Origin of the sequence: Pseudoalteromonas holothuriae, assembly GCF_945859825.1 — a bacterium.
In the GTDB taxonomy this organism is placed as follows: Bacteria; Pseudomonadota; Gammaproteobacteria; order Enterobacterales; family Alteromonadaceae; genus Pseudoalteromonas; species Pseudoalteromonas holothuriae.
Map to the genome: position 1 here is coordinate 359,408 of NZ_CAMAPC010000001.1, position 17,791 is coordinate 377,198.

At 43.9% G+C, this 17,791-nt stretch carries 2 protein-coding genes; both read left to right on the forward strand.

What is annotated here, in order from left to right; translation table 11 throughout:
* The first annotated feature begins 217 nt into the window (after positions 1 to 217).
* Complete coding sequence (locus OCI93_RS01625) at positions 218 to 12,715, forward strand: non-ribosomal peptide synthetase (protein WP_261625618.1); 12,498 nt, start codon at positions 218 to 220, stop codon at positions 12,713 to 12,715.
* Between the two features lie 59 nt (positions 12,716 to 12,774).
* The gene (locus OCI93_RS01630) at positions 12,775 to 17,790 is read left to right on the forward strand and encodes a non-ribosomal peptide synthetase (protein ID WP_261625619.1); all 5,016 of its coding nucleotides are present in this window, start codon (positions 12,775 to 12,777) and stop codon (positions 17,788 to 17,790) included.
* Position 17,791: the final 1 nt, after the last annotated feature.

The window sequence follows — 17,791 nt, forward strand, 5'->3', positions numbered from 1 at the left end:
AAATTGATATCCCTTTTGCGGTAGATAAATGACTTAGTAGTTCGATAAAAATTTCGGTATGTAGTTATTTCACATAAGTAATTTTTAACACCGTTAATGAGTCATTTAGCTCGCTAGAATGATCAATGTTTTAATGAAACTGGTGTAACCAATTGTTTATAAATAAAAATATACGCAACCGCGCTGAGCGCTTTGAAAAGTTTAGGGAATTAGAACAATGAATGTATGGCATGACTTCGCATTGGCTGCCAAGCAGTACAACTCAAATATTGCTATTGAATATGGCTTGATGAGCTATTCATACCAGCAATTGTCTCAAAGCGTACAGAGTTTACAAACGTCGGTTTGTGAGCATTTAAGTGTGATGGCCGCTGCTAAGCAGCCCGCGCGCGTTGCCGTATATCTAGATAAATCGCCTTTATGGGTTGTTTGTTTGTTAATGACGCAAAGAGCTGGGCATATTTTTATTCCGATTGACCCAAAATGGCCCTCCAAAAGAATACAGTTAATTTTACGCCAAACTCAACCCGATGTAATTTTGTGTGAACACAGTACAGCCGCTGTTTTACCTAATACAGCGAATGCTCTATTTATCAATGAGAATATACTTCACACGTCTACCTTTGGTAATAGCAGTGACAGTAATGCGCATAAGTCAGGTTATTTGTACTTCACCTCTGGCTCAACAGGAGAGCCTAAAGGTATTTTAGGGCGCACCGAGTCGTTGGCACACTTTATTCGTTGGCAAGCTGATTTTGTGCAAGTAAAACCCAGTGATAAAAGCAGTATGTTAACGTCGGTTGGGTTTGACCCCGTATTACGCGAAGTATTATTACCTCTGTGTTGTGGTGCAACTTTGGTGATCCCTACCAATCAACATATTTTACTCAACCCAGAGGAAGCACTGCAATTTTTAGCGCACTCACAGGTGAGCCTGGTACACCAAGTCCCCGCTATTGTTGAGCTTTGGTTACAACAGCCAGAGCGTAATATTGCTAATGGTTTTAATCATGTTCGTGCGTTAATGCTGGCAGGAGAAAAGCTGCGTCCAGAGTTGGTAGCGCATATTTATAAGGTAGCACCACCGTTATTACAGCTTTACAATTTATATGGCCCAACTGAAACCACCTTGGCACGTTTTTGTTATCAAGTGCCTAAGTTGCCATTATCAGAGCTAAAAAAATTAGGTGCCACCATTCCTGTAGGTTTACCCATAGCTGACAGTAGTTTTAGTTTAAAGCAAGCTGATGATGCACATTCTGTTGCGCCTAAAAACCGGGGTGAAGTGGTTATTGTGACGCAATATAGCGCCTCAGGTTATTGGTGTGCAAAGCGCTTACAAGCCATTGCATTTTCTAAGAACAATCAGCAGCACACTGAATATGAAACAGGCGATCAAGGTGAGCTTAACAGCCAAGGCGATCTGGTCATTTTAGGTCGCTTAGATAAACAAGTTAAAATTAATGGTCAGCGAGTTGAACTTGCTGAAATAGAGCTGGCTTATGAGCAGTTGCCCGTGGTTGAAAAAGCCATTGTGACTTACCATCAAAGCGCTCAGGGTGCGCATTTGATATGTGCCCATTTACTTAGTTCACAACAGCTTGAGTTAGACACCTTACATGACTTGTTGAGTGAGCAGTTACCAGCTTACATGGTCCCAACAACGGTTTATCAGCATGCTCACATTGCCCTGTTGCCCAATGGCAAAGCAGACCGTTTGCAGCTGCTTAAGTTGTCAAAAGGGGAGCTACCGCTTGCAAATGCTAAGGTGTTAGAGCAAGCGTCGCTAAATGACTCGACAACATTGTGGCAGCCAGAGCACTTAGCTGCTGGACCAATTAAGGCTATTTGGTTGGCTATCTTTGCCCCTGTACAGTTTTGTGCTTCTACATCTGCGTATGCGCTAGGTGGTTCATCCTTACAGTTGGTCAGTGCACTTGCTCAAGTGAAAAAGAAAACAGGTGTCTCAATACCTTATTTTGATTTTGCAAGTCAGCCAACGGCTGCACGTTTATTAGCGTTATATCAACAATATGAACACGTATCACAAGAGATACCAAATGATGAGCAGTACGACCCTGATGTTTTAACACTTGCGCAAAAAGGATTGGTATTTACACAGCAACTTTATGCCCAGCAACCACTTTATAATATGCCCTATGTGATGACTTTTGAGGGTAAAGCAGAGGTTGAACAGCTGAACAGTGCGCTTTGCCAATTAGAGGCGCACTATAAGCTGGCACAAGCTGTTGATTTAGATACACAGCGCTGGCAGCAAGGAAATTCACCAGTATTGGCCCATAGGCTGATTGAGCAACAAGAGTCGGTTGATAATATACTGCAAGAGTGGGCGCGTGTGCCATTTGACTTAGCGCAGGGACCGTTGGTAAAAGTTTTGTTGCTGCAAGGGCCAACGCATTGGAAGTTAGCGTTATGCGTACACCATTTACTTGCTGATGCGGACCGGTTTACTCTGTTATTTGAGAACTTACTGGCGTTTTATTACCAAACACCGCTGATTGAAGCTCCTGAACAACAAGATAACCATCAATTGTTAGCAAGTGAAACCGCTGCGCAGGCTTATTGGCAACAGCAATTAAGTGATGTTAATACAGAACTTGATCTCACTGGTATGCAGTACAACAGCACACCATTTAGCGGTGGGTTACGCAGTTTTGAACTTTCTGAGCAGTTAACAGCAGCATTACAGCAACTTGCTCAACAACAACAGGTTTCGCTAAATAGCTTGTTGTTTAGTGTTTTTGGGGTGTTCTTATTTAAGTATTCTGGTCAGTCACAGATAATCACCGGTTTACCATTTAAATTAGCGACTTCTCAGCAAGGGCAATTTAATATTAACCCGCTGCCGATAGTCACTGATTTTGATATGCAACAATCATTTAGCGAGTTGCTAAGCCAAGTTGCTAGCAATATTCAACAAGCCATTCATCATGGCCGGTACCCATTTGCAAATATGGTGAGTGATTTAAATTTGCAGGGCACACTGGGTTTTCACCCGGTTTTTCAAAGCTTATTTGCTTATCACGAAAATACCTTGCCAGTGTTGTATACCCGTAATGGGTTAGAGCGGATAGACGGTCAAATTGCGCGTTATAGCTTAAGTGCTGATATGTGGCTGCATGAGAGTCAATTGCGCGGTGTATTTGAGTACGGCGCGGTGGCATTTGATGAGTTTCAAGCTAATCAGTTAGTCAGTCACTTTTGTCAACTGCTTGAGCATATTGTGGCCCAGCCATCAGCGGCCTTATCACAACTGAGTGTGTTAGGTGATACCCAGTGCCAACAGCTAAAAACAATGGCAAGTGTGGCAGGAGAGATGCCCAAAATTCATACCATTGATGGCATGATCTCAGCACAAGCACTATTAACCCCTAATTTAACCGCAGTAACCTATCAATCACAAACAATCAATTATCAGCAGCTTGAAGCGCGTGCACAGCAGTGGGCACAAGCGTTATATCAGTTGGGCGTTCGCCCTGACACACGAGTTGGCTTGAGCATTTCACGCTCTATTGAGTTAGTTGTTGGGTTTTATGCCATCTTAAAATTGGGTGCAGTTTATGTGCCATTAGACCCAGATTACCCAGCTCAGCGGCGCGAGTTTATTATCGAAGACACGCAAATGCATTTTTTGTTATGTGAAGCGCAAGTTGTCGATCAATATCAGGCGATGAATGTACGTTGCTTAGTGTTTAATGAAGGCGGCGAGATCTATCAGTATGGCACTCAAACTGAGCGCAGTGTATCGCAAGAGCGAACTAATCAAGTCGCGTTAGATGTACAACATACTGGGCAAGATGTTGCTTACATTATTTATACCTCAGGCTCTACAGGTAAACCAAAGGGCGTTGAGGTGCCGCACATTGGCGTGTGCAACTTAGCATATGGGGAAGTGGACTTTCTGGATATGAAACCGGGAAGTAAAGTGCTGCAATTTGCGTCGTTTAGTTTTGATACTTCGATATGGGAAATAGTTATGACGCTGTGCTCGGGTGGCGTATTGGTCATGGCTGATAAGTTGGCGATTTTGCCCGGTCCAGATTTAGCAAACACGCTGATTGAGCAACGGATCACGCATGTTACATTACCCGCATCTTCTTTAGCTGCATTGCCCTATCAAGATTATCCAGATTTAAGTGTGATCATCACTGCAGGAGAAGCGTGTGCGATTGATTTGTTGAGGTTATGGGGTAAAGGGCGACGTTTTGTTAACTCCTATGGTCCAACGGAAGCATCGGTCAGCGCCAGTAATGCTGAATTACACTGGGATGATGAGCTTGTTCATATTGGTCATCCACTGCCTAATGTGCAAACGTGGATTTTGGACAGCGCGCAACAATTGCGCCCTCTGGGGTTACCAGGTGAGCTCTATGTGGGTGGTATCGGTGTCGCTAAGGGATATTTAAACCGACCAGAATTAACCGCAGAAAAGTTTGTGCCTGACCTATTTAGTGCTCAACAGGGAGCAAAAATGTACCGCACAGGCGATTTGGTACGTTTGAATCAGCGCGGGCAGTTGGAATTTTTAGGGCGTATTGATGAGCAAGTTAAAGTGCGAGGTTATCGTATTGAGCCCAGCGAGATTGAAACTGTTTTACGCCAAGATGCGCAAATAATTGATGCTAAAGTCATCGTTAAAGAGGTGCAGTCTACGCCATTACTTGTCGCTTATGTCAGTGTCGGAAAACATGATTTAGATGAAGTGCAGTTACGGGCTTATTTAGCGGAGCATTTGCCAAGTTTTATGCAAATAGACCGCTTTGTTGCTATGGCTGATTTTCCTCGATTACCAAATAACAAGATTAATGTTAAAGCGTTACCTGAGCCACAAACAACTAATAAGCAGGCTGTAGACTTTGATGGGGATAATGAAATTGCCAGCCAAATAGCGACGGTGTGGCAAGACTTCTTAGCTGTTGAACGCATTGCACTTCGAGATAACTTTTTTAGCTTAGGCGGTAACTCGTTATTGGCTGTGTCTATGATGCGAGTGTTAAGTAAAGCGTTTGCTTTGGACTTAGGAGTCAGTGAGCTATTTAGATACCCAACTGTTAGCGAGTTAGCTGCGTATATTACTCAAGTACAACAAAATACCACTGCGCAGGCTGAGGTTGTTGAGCATCAAATCGTCGCGCAAACATGGTATCCAATGAGTGCTGCGCAGCAGCGGCTTTATTACTTACAACAACTTGATATTGATAGCACCAGTTATAACTTGGCATTTTGTGATTTTCTTACTGGTGAGCTGCAAACCGATAAGCTATATAAGGCGCTTGAATTAACTTTATTTGAACATGCAGGATTACGTTGTGAATTTACGCATTCAAGTTCAGGGTTGCAGCAACGCATCGTTGATAGCCCGCTGCAGCTTCAGCAAGTTGATTATGCAGCGCAGCCCGACTTATTTTATGATTTTTGTCAGCAGTACACTGAAAAAGTGCAACAACAGGTTTGGGATTTAGAGGCGGGCGTACCACTTACGCTGGTACTTGTGACCGATCACCTGTTGCATCATGCGGTCATATTGGGCTGTCATCACATTATGTTAGACCAAGAAGCATTGGCGCGCTTTCGTGATGATTGGCACAAAAGTTATTTGCAGCTTTGTGATGTAAACAGCGATGTAATAACAAGCTGCACACAAGTTGATGTCGATTATCAAATTATTAAACACGCTTTATGGCAGCAGCAAAACAGGTCATCGTCAGCGTGGCAAAATAGTGTTGATTTTTGGCAAAACCAACTGCGTGATGCGCAAACACAGCTTAACCTGCCTATAGCCAATAAAGTTGATAATATGGCCGATGTGTCGATTGTGCAACAGCATATTGATGCGTCGACTCAGCGTTGGTTACGCAGCTTAACAAAAGCGCTTCAGTGCTCAGAGTTTAACTGCTGGTTTGGCTTGTTTTATGCGTTCTTATATCGCTATTGCGGTGCACAGCAAGATATTACTTTGTTATTGCCTGTTTTAGGGCTATCGACACAAGAAGACTATGTAGGGTTGAGGCTTAATACGCTGGCATTGAGGCAGCATTGTGATGGCACAAAAACCATTCACCATTTAATCAATCAAACTCGAAAACGGTTTTTAGATGCCACTCGCCATGGTCAAGTGCCATTTGATGACGTGGTTGATGCAGTTGGTTGGAGTGCAGGTAAAACCCCTGAGGTGATGTTTGTATATAAAGAAACGTCAAATGAACAATCGCTACCTAATGTGCAGTCACAACAGTTGGCTTTTGATAGTCAACAGGCAAAGTTTCCACTTACTTTGTTCGTTGAGGCACAAGGTCTTGAAAGTACAGCCAATTGTAAATGGGAATATGATAGTACTCGTGTGAGTGACGACCAGATGCAACAACTGCAAACCGCATGGCATCTATTTTTAACTTCTTTAGCTCAAATTGATACACAAAACGTGGCGTTGGCTGATGTGCCTATTACGGCGCAAGCTTATCAACGTCCAGGCTTTATTGACCAGCATCCCATGCCTGCCTCTTGGCTAGCAGAAACCTTAGGCCATGCAGCGAAGCGCCATGGTGCTAGATTAGCGTTATCACAAGGCGATATACAGCTTTCTTATGAACAAGCAGAGCAACATAGTAATCAAATGGCCAATTGGTTGCGTGAACAAAGAACCATAAATGGCCTGCAGCCGCGTTGTTTAATATTACAGCAACATTCACCGATGTTAGTGATAAGCATCATAGCGGCTATTAAAGCAGGGTGGTGTTATATCCCCGTTGACCCTAGCTATCCTACGCAGCGTATCGCGCACATTATCGCTGATGCGTCGCCAGATATGATATTGACCGACAAGTCATGTGAATCAGTGTGTCAGTTCGATGAACTTACCCCTTGTACTGTGGTTGATAATAGGTCGTTACCTTGGCAGCACTTCTGGATGGATTGGCAGCCTGCACCTAATGCCGAGGCTGGCTATATTATTTACACCTCAGGCTCTACAGGTAAACCAAAAGGGGTGCAAGTTGGGTTATCAAGCTTGGCCCAGTATCTACAATTTGCGCAGACAACATACCTGTCAGAGCAAACTGAAGGGGGTATGATCTTACATAGTTCTGTTGGCTTTGACGCGACAGTAACAAGCTTATTTTTGCCATGGTTAACAGGACGCCCATTGTATATTGTAGAGCCGTCAACGCCATTGGAGTCATTGTGTACTCTTTGGTCTGAGCGTTGCTACAGTGCGGTAAAAATAGCCCCAGCGCATTTAGATGTATTACGCCAGCATGTACCTAAACATGCTTTAGGCAATGTTGAAACTCTGATCATCGGTGGGGACGCACTGCACTACGGTGCTTTGGAGTCATGGCAGCATACAAAAGTGGTGGTGTTTAACGAGTATGGCCCAACAGAAGCAACGGTAGGGTGTAGTATTTATCGATTTGAACCCCAACACTGCAAAGAAAGTGGAGCGGTCCCAATTGGTAATGCAATTGCTGGCACTGAGCTGTTAGTACTTGATCAAGATGGCAATCAAGTACCTCAAGGCGTGGTCGGTGAGCTATTTATAGCGGGCTTTGGTTTGGCCCATGGTTATGTGAATTTGCCTGACATGAGCGCTGAGAAATTTATCCAGCATCCTTATGATGCGAAACGAAAAATATACCAAAGTGGTGATTTAGTTAAGTATAACAATGCCGGGCAGTTGGTTTACTTAGGGCGTAAAGATAATCAAGTAAAACTTGCCGGCTATCGTATTGAGTTGTCAGAAATAGAAGCCTGTACGCTCGATATTGAGGCTGTAACCGATGCCATTGCATTGATAAAAACCAATGTTAAAGGTAATAAGGTATTGGCGCTTTATTATGTTTGCGCTAAGCCTATAAGCCAACAACAATTGCGTCAGCATTTGAGCAATACAATGCCTCAATACATGATCCCTGCACAATTGTGTGAGTTATCAGCAATGCCTTTGACGCATAATGGTAAAGTGGATCGAAATGCGCTGTGTGCCATTGAACCAAAAGTGCAAACATATGACGTTGAACAAAGTAATTCACCTGTTATTGAGACACTACGCTCAATTTGGCAAGTGGTACTAAAGCAAGATGATATTGCTGTTGAGGATAACTTTTTTGCTTTAGGTGGCGATTCAATCATTAGTTTACAAATCATTTTTAAGGCACGAGAGCAAGGGCTTAAAATCACCCCAAGAATGATGCTCACCCATCAGACTATCGCCCAACTAGCAACGGTTGTAGTAAGCGAAACGCAGCAACAATATACGCAACATGAGGGAGAGTTTGCCTTAACACCTATCTTGAAATGGGCCGTTAAATATAACGCTGCGCAAATAAATCACCTTAATCAGTCGCGTATTTTGACGCTACCGAATAATTACGATGTGCAGGCATTACAAAGTGCACTACTGAGTGTGGTAAATCACCACGGTATGCTCCGCTTTAAATTACAACAGGCGCAGCAGTGGCACGCCTCAATTGGCGTACCATTCACAGGCGTTACTTTAGGTCAGAGCATTCACCTGACAGACAATGAATTTGACGATTGGTTGGGTGCATTACAATCGAGCTTAGATTTGGCTACACAAGGACCTTGGGCAGCTCGCTTATTTACCTTAGCTGATAACCAACCGCGTTTATTGTGGGTAATACACCATGGTGCGGTTGACCATGTTTCTTGGCAGATTCTTGTTGAAGATTTAAACCAAGCGTATCAACAGCACTTAGCTGGACAGCCTGCTGAGTTAGCTAGCGCAACAAGTAGTTATGTAAACTGGGCTGCATGGTGTGATACTCATCAAATTGCTAAACCATCGTCACTTTTACTTAATAAAGTGTCTCGCTTGCCGTTATACAGCGATGATTTTAAAGGCGCTTTACTGGTTGGCAACACAAAGGTATTAACACAGACCTTGCAGGTTGACTTATATACCCAGTTAAATGAGTGTGCATTGGCACAAAATACCCAACAAGTTGTATTGGTAGCGGCACTCGCGCAAGCTATTCGCGAATGGGCTGCGATAGATCAAGTATTGATTGCAGGAGAAAGTCACGGACGCACCGTTGACGCTGTGAATGTGAGCCGAACTGTTGGTTGGTTTACACATTTTAATCCACTCCTTGTACAAACCTCCGGTCGATTATTAGACACGCTCCATGCCAGTAGGCAACAAGTATTGTCTGCTCAGCAACTTGCTAGTGTTGATCGAACCATAGACATTAACAGTTTGGAAAAGGCGCATGTATGTCTTAACTTTTTAGGACAATCATCACAAAATACAAATGAGCTTGCTATTGGATTGGACCCTGCACTATTACTTGCGCATCAGGTGGGGGCAAAAAATCAGCGAGGGTTTGCACTAACACTAGATGTTGAAGCGACAGAAAATGGCCTTAAGCTCTACTGGTCGCATGCTGTGCATGGTGACAGCGCGATGCGCCTCCAAGAGCTGGCTAATTGTTTTGAGTCGAATTTAAATGCGATGGTGGTGTTGTTACAGCATACTCAAAGTCATACATTTTTAACGGCTTGTGACCCGCAAGTGGCAATAACTGCGGCACAATTTGAACAGCTTCAAGATGATACCAATGTGCAGCATTTGCTCCCAGCCAACAGCATGCAACAGGCGATGGTGTTTCATAGTCTACATCACGACAGTGCGCATTTTTATCATGAGCAACTGTGTTTTGATTTGCCACAAGCCACCGTAAGTGATCAAGCATTCTACAAGCAGTGTTGGCAGCAGTTAGTTAACACCCACCCGATGCTCAGAGCCCGCTTTATTACAGATTATGGTGATGAGCCAATTGTTGCGATAGAGTCACAGGTTGAGGCTGTTTGGCAGGCGGTTGATATACACACTGAGCAGCAGCTAAATGCGTTGCTTGAAGCAGATAAAGCGCAAGGGTTTACGATTAGCCAAGCGCCGCTGCACCGAGTGTATTGGATAGAGCAAGCACAGCAAATAAAAATGCTGTTGGTTCACCATCATAGCATTTTGGACGGCTGGTCTGTGAGCTTACTATTAGCGCAATTTACCGCCTTATTGAATAATAAGCGACTTACCCAGAGCAGCTATGATTTATTGGCTCAAAAGCGTGAGTTGAGCATTGTCGCGCCCTTTTGGCAAGCTCAGTTAGCTGATTTTGTACACACCAAGTTGCCATTAGATACGCTATCGGTGATGCAACAAGCTGATGGTGAAGTAGGCCATTATATGAGCGAGTTTTTACAGCTTGATGAGCCTGTAACAAATGCCTTAAAGAGGTTAGCACGCACAGCGAATGTGTCTATCAATACCGTATTACAAGGTGCTTGGGCGCTTGTTTTACAGCGCCAGCAAGGGCTATCACGAGTATGTTATGGCGTAACCCATGCCGGGCGACAACCTGAGCGGGGGCAGTTACAGCAATCGATTGGTTTGTTTATTGAAACTCTGCCATTGCCGATTGCTTATGATGGTCAAGCACCGCTGGGGGATTGGCTCAGTGGTATCCAGCTGCAAATGGGTCAAGTGCAAAGTCATGCCGTTAACCTTGGGGAACTTAAAGTAATAGCAGGACTTGCTTCCGACAGTCGTCTTTTTGACTCTTTAGTGGTATTTGAAAATTATCCTCATGAAACGCACCCTAGCCACTTTGTATTTGATTTTGCGATTGAGAAAACAGAAACGCCACTCACTTTGGTTATTAGTGAGCACCAAGGGCTGAAAATTAAATTCAATTACCACAGCCCAAGTGCGCAAGGGGGCGAGCAATTGTTAGGGTTGGTAGCGCAATTAGATACCGTATTAAACCAGCTATCATGTGCGCAATTAAATCAGTCATTAGCAAGTATTAACACCGTACCCGCATATCAGCAAACATTGTTGCTCGAACAGTGGCAAGGGCAGAGTCAATCATTACCCATGGCAAACTTCTTAGCGCTATTTGACAGTGCCGTGGCACAGTACCCAGAACAATGCGCGGTCTATGCACCAAACCAAGCGCTTACGTATCAGCAGTTAGCACAACGCAGTGAGCAACTGGCCAGTGCCTTGCTTGCGCAAGGGTTAAGTGGTGGTGATTATGTGGGGGTTTGTTATGACGCTCATAGTGATTTATTGGTAGCAATTATTGCGATTATGCGCGCTGGCGCGGCTTATATTCCGATAGAGCCAAATTACCCCATCCAGCGTAAGCAATATATGCTCAAACAAGCCCAAGCAATGATGTTACTCAGTAATGAAGCAAACGTTGCTTGGGCACACAGTATTGATGTTTCAGCTTATCAAGTTGATGAGCTGGTGCAACAGCCGCTCCCGCGCCCCGAAGTATGGCCACATTTATCGCATCAATCCCCTTGTTATGCGATCTATACTTCGGGGTCGACGGGCCAACCAAAAGGTGTGGCTGTTAGCCATGAGGCATTGGTTAATTATATTAGCCATTGTCAACGTGAATATAATTACCCTGCGGGTGGCAAGGTGCCCGTGACTACCTCAATCAGTTTTGATGCGACAATAACGAGTTTGCTAGCGCCTTTAGCAAGTGGTGCGCAAGTAGTGCTATTTGATGAACAAACCCAGCTAATGGCACTTGCTCAAGGCATTCAAACAGGTGAATTCTGTTTGGCAAAATTAACGCCAGCCCATTTAGATATGATTTATCAAGAGTTTGGTAATGACTTTAAAGCCAATATTCATACTTTGGTCGTTGGCGGCGAAGCGTTGCATCAAGCAACGTGCCAACCTTGGTTAGCTAACAAGGTCCGTATTGTTAATGAATATGGGCCAACGGAAGCCACCGTTGGGTGCTGTACTTATGTGGTGCCAGAGGGAGAGCAATCGGCGGATGTAGCTATTGGCCGAGCCATTCAAAATACTCAACTTTATGTATTAGGTGAAGATTTAGCTTTGCTGCCAATTGGTGCGCAAGGTGAGTTGTATATTGGTGGTGCAGGGTTAGCGGCAGGCTATATTAACCAACCAGAATTGACGAACGAACGATTTGTAGCGCACCCTTTTAAAGCAAACGAAATACTTTATAAAACTGGCGATAGAGCAAGCTTTGACTACCTTGGACGATTGCACTACCTAGGTCGCACTGATGAACAAGTTAAAGTTAGAGGGCACCGCGTTGAACTCAGTGATATAGAACACAATATTCTAAACCTAGCAGGTGTCGCGCATGTGGCGGTGGTATTACATCAAAGTGAGGGCAGTGCCAATACACGGGCTCGTATCATTGCTTTTGTGGTGCCAGAACCGGCGATAACTGACTGGCCGTCGTTGCAAATCAACTTACAAACTGAGCTGGCAAAAACATTACCTGATTTTATGCGTCCAGATGTATGGCAGCACATTGAACAATTGCCGCTCACTGCCAACGGCAAGGTTAATCGTAAAGCCTTACTCGATTGTTTAGCACCAGCGAACACTGAGTTTTTACCCCCCAATACTCAAACCGAGAAAAAATTAGCGGCAATATGGCGTGAACAATTACATGTACAGCAAGTTGGGCAGCATTGTAGCTTTTTTGAACTTGGTGGTCACTCGCTCAAAGCCAGTCAAATACTGGCTCGTGTACAAAGAGAATTTAAAGTCAAAGTACCTTTGTCGGCATTTATGAGAATGCCAACACTTTCAGCTTTGGCAGGTGCAATTGATAAAGCACCAAAAGTGAGCACATCAGGTATTCAGGTAAGTTCACGAAGAAAGCGTCAATAACGACGAAACAAGGATAATAACAAGTTTGCGCTCAGAGCAGCTCTGATGAGGATAACATAATGACTGAACAACTTTCTTTTCCAGTTTCAATGGCCCAGCAAGGTATGTGGCTCAGTGAAACACTATTTTCAGGCACCGGCCATAACCACGTGTGTCAGGCGTTTTGTATAGAAAAATCAATTCGTAATGACTTAGTAACCCAAGCAGTATCACTGATTGTGGAGCAGCAAGAATCTTTGCGTACGGTGTTTAAGTTTCAACAAGGTGAAGTTAGGCAAATCATTTTACCTCAATTGCAGTGGCAGATTGAAGAACTTGAGTGTGCTGTAGATGAACAAGCAAATGTGATGCGCCGCTTAACAAGAGAAAAGTTTAGTTTATCAAATGCACCGTTATTTCGTGTTATTCGCTTAGTTGGGCCGCAACAAGATAAGTTGCTGTTTGTATTCCATCATATTATAACGGATGGCTGGTCGGCGGATATTTTCAAGCGTCAGTTATGGCAAAGTTATCAGCAGTTAGCCAAGGGGCAAGCTGTCCAGTTAGATACACTCGAACTTCAATACGGGGATTTTGCAGAGTGGCAAGCCGAGCAAGTAGATGACGAACACTTCCAGCAGCAGTTTGCATTTTGGCGTGAGCAATTGGCTAATGTTGCACCTTGTACATTCCCTGCTGATAAAGTACGCCCAGCTCAGCCTAGCTTCCAAGGCAAGCAATTAGAGCTCTCGTTACCAGCGCAGCTGGCGGTTGCAGTCAATGAATTGGCTCAGCAACAACAAACCAGCGCATTTAATATTTATCTCAGTGCTTTTAAAGTGCTTATTAGTCGTTATACGCGCCAAGAAGATATTATTGTTGGCTCTCCAGTCGCAGGGCGTGATATGGCAGAAGTTGAGCCAATTATTGGCTACTTTGTTAATACTGTGGTTTATCGCACACAGTGTGATTTAACGCACAGCTTCAGCGAGTACTTAGCACAGGTTAAAAATACGGTATTAGATGCTTGGGAGCATCAACAGTTGCCGTTTGCCAAGTTGGTGAGTGAAATATACGGTGAAAGAAGTTTAGATACTTCTCCTTTTTTCCAGCTAATGTTTGCGTATTATCGACATGATAGCCACAGTGATGATGGCCTATCTGAATTAGGCGTCAGTGGTTATCAACTTCACAATGACACCAGCAAATATGACGTGACTTTGTCGATAGAAGATAATCTTGATACGGTGTCTTTGGCACTAGAATACAGCACTGAATTATTTGAAACGCAGAGCATTGAGCGAATTGCAGCCTCATATACACAGTTATTGACAGCGATTGTTGCAGCGCCTGAATTGCCTTTGTATCAGCTTCCTTTGTTAAATGCGCAAGATAAAGCGGCTGAACTGGCAAGGTTTGCATCCAAACCTAATGATTACACGCCACAAGTTACTAGCATCAGTGCTGGGTTTGAGCAAATAGTGACACGGTTTGCGACGAATGAGGCAATCACAGATGGCGACCAATCATTAAGTTACCAACAATTAAACGCGCGCGCTAATCAACTTGCACACCACTTACTTATGGTGCAACCGCACTTGACACAAGGCGCTAAAGTAGCCATTTGTTTATCACCGAGCGTTAATACCATGGTGGCTATTTTAGCTGTGTTAAAAGTGGGCGCGGCATATGTGCCAATTGACCCATCAGCAGGCCAGCAACGACTCGATTATATTTTAGATGATGCAGATGTAGATGTAGTTATTTGTAATCAGCAAAGCGCTGGGCTATTTACACACAGAGACATTGCCAAAGTTTGTTTAGATACTGACGCCCAGCAAATCGCGCAGGCTGATATGAGCGATTTAGCCTGTACTATTTTGCCCTCGGATCAAGCCTATATGATTTACACGTCTGGCTCTACGGGTAAACCAAAAGGCGTGATAACAACGCATAGCAATGTATTAAGATTGTTTAGCGCCACCGAACATTGGTTTGAGTTTAACAGCCAAGATGTGTGGAGCTTATTTCACTCTAGTGTCTTTGATTTTTCTGTCTGGGAAATGTGGGGCGCACTCCTATATGGTGCAAAGCTCGTTGTGATCCCAAAAGAGGTCACCCGTGCCCCTGATGTGTTTGCTAAGTGGGTTGAGCAATATAAAATCACCGTGCTTAATCAGACTCCATCAGCATTTAAGCAGTTCGCTGCAGTGGGACAACCGCACCAATTACGGTATGTTATTTTTGGTGGCGAAGCGTTAGATATTCCATCGGTATCGCGCTGGTTTGAGCAATACTCTGATCAACAACCAAAATTAATCAATATGTATGGTATTACCGAAACCACGGTACATGTTACGTACCAAGAATTATCGGCTGAGTTGTTAACAGGGCGCATAGCCGCCCCAATTGGTGAAGCAATCCCTGACTTGTCTATGTATGTATTAGACTCATGGCTACAGCCTGTGCCAATTGGTATGACCGGAGAACTTTTTGTATCGGGAGCTGGCGTGGCTGGTGGATATCATAATCGAGCAGAGCTGTCGGCTGAGCGCTTTTTAGAGAATCCATTTAACAGCACACAAACTACGCTCTATCGCTCTGGTGATTTGGTTAAAGTGGATAATCAGGGAGATCTTATTTATCAAGGACGTGCGGATCACCAAGTTAAAATTCGTGGCTTTAGAATTGAGTTAGGTGAGATTGAAAACGCCTTATTAAGCTGTACTGACATTGAAGAGGCTTTAGTGCTCAGTCATGAGGAAGGTCAGCAAGGTGCGCAACTAGTCGCTTATGTGGTCGCAACTCAATTATCAGTGCAAGCGCTCAGAGAGCAGTTAGCCAGCATATTACCAGAATATATGATCCCCGCGATTTTTATGCCCTTAGATACGTTTCCACTGACCATCAACGGTAAAATTGACCGCAGAGCATTACCAGCGCCTAAAGTAGATAGAAGCACGTTAGCACAAGAATTTATCGCACCGAGCAGTGCAATAGAGGTTGGCATTGCCAAAATTTGGCAGCAAGTATTGAATGTGGACAAAATTAGCATCAACGATAATTTCTTTGCGCTTGGTGGCGACTCACTACGAGCGGTACAAGTTAATGAACTATTAGAGCAACAAGGGATAGCTTTACCTTTAGAGCAGATTTTCAAAACCCAAACACTGGTAGCGCTGGCTAATTATCTAAATCACAATGATGCAGATTCGATGGGCGTGGTGAAAAATGTGCCCGCATTTAGCATGATAAGTGACCAACAAAAGGCGTTACTAAGTGATGATGTGATTGATGCATATCCGCTAAGCGGTATGCAGGCAGGCATGTTCTATCACATGATGCTAGCGCCAGAATCTAACATTTATCACTGTACAGGTACTTCGCATATTCGTTTGGACCATGCACTTAATGAAGCGTTGTTTAATGAGGCTGTGCAAGCGCTTGTTGCACATCATGAAATATTACGCACAGGGTTTGATTTACATAATGCTTATCAACCTATTCAATGTGTGCATGCTCATGCGGTGCTACCTGTTGTATTTTCCGATATATCAGCATTGTCAGAAGCCGAGCAAGAAGCGCAAGTTATGGCGCTGATTGAACAAGAAAAAGCGTCACCTTTTGATTTAACACAACCAACGCTATTGCGCTTTTTTATCCAGCACCGAAGCGATAATAGCTTCCAATTTACCATGACGGAATGCCATCCAATTTTTGATGGTTGGAGTTATCACTCCTTAATTGTTGATGCTTTCAATCTATACGCTGAAAAAATGGGGCGTAGGTCAGCCACTGCTTTACCTGAGTTGAATTGGCGTTATGCCGATTTTGTAGCGACGGAACAGGCCACCATTAACAATCCACAAAGCATTGCGTTTTGGCGTAACTATTTGGCCGATTTTGAGCCATTGGCGTTGCCTTTACAAAGCGATGCGATGTGTGAGTCTAAACAATTGCGTGCGGTGCACCTTCGTATTGAAGACAAGGTGTATAACGGCTTAAAAAACTTGATGAAACAAGCCAATGTACCGCTTAAAAGTGTGCTGCTAGCAGGGCATATTAAAGTCATGAGTTTAGTAACGGCTCAGCGAGATATTTTAACCGGGATCCCTACCAACGGTCGTTATGAAGGTAAAGGTGGTGATAAGCAGTATGGGTTATTTATCAATACATTACCGTTTAGGCAGCAGCTCATCGATGGTTCTTGGCATGCTTTAATCAAAGATACCTTTGCGCTAGAGTGTGATCTTATTCCACATCGTCGATTCCCATTATCAGAAGTACAGCGTTTGGTTGGCCGAGAAACGTCACTGCTTGAAGATGTATTATTCAACTACATGGACTTTCATGTTTATGAAGCGTTGTGCCCGACACTTGGCTTAACCGTTGAGAATAATTTGCAAACAGATCAAGTGCATGAAGGAACCAACTTTGCATTAACCGTTCACTTCCAACACTTGACATTATCGTCAGGATTAAAAGCCAATGATGTGTCATTACAACTGGACTATGACAATGATTTACTCACCTCAGAGCAAGTGGTTGCATTAGGTGAGTTGTATATGGCGGTATTTGCGCAAATGGCCACGAATACTCAAGCGCAGCATCAAGATTTTACACATAGCTCGATTGCACAGTGTTTAGGCGAGGCTTTGCAGGGCGAGTCGTCGCTAGCTGCTGAGACTGTCGCTCTAGAGCAGGCAAGCGATGATATACAAAGTCAAAATGAAGTGCAGGTGGAGTCATCATTGCGTGAGGGTGTACGAGAAATTTGGCAAACATTGTTAAACACATCTGTTGCTGATACAGACAACTTTTTTGATGCTGGGGGGCATTCGTTACTGTTTTTACCTTTACTCAGCAAACTCAAAGCGCTGCCTGAGCAGCGTCCTTTAAGTGAACAGAGTACGTTGGCATTGAGTGCTATTACGACATTAGATTTGATTAATTACCCTTCAATTGAGCGTTTTTGTCAGTTCATAAGCGGTGTCGATCAAACACAGTCACAGCCTGATAATAACAAGTCGAAAAGCAAACAAGATGCGCGAGCAAGAATGCTCAAGCTCAGAAACAGACAATCTAAAAGGGCATAAG

What these genes read in the sequence shown, in the direction of transcription:
- OCI93_RS01630 (WP_261625619.1), top strand. Translation starts at nt 12,775, where the DNA reads ATGACTGAACAACTTTCTTTTCCAGTTTCAATGGCCCAGCAAGGTATG.
- OCI93_RS01625 (WP_261625618.1), top strand. Translation starts at nt 218, where the DNA reads ATGAATGTATGGCATGACTTCGCATTGGCTGCCAAGCAGTACAACTCA.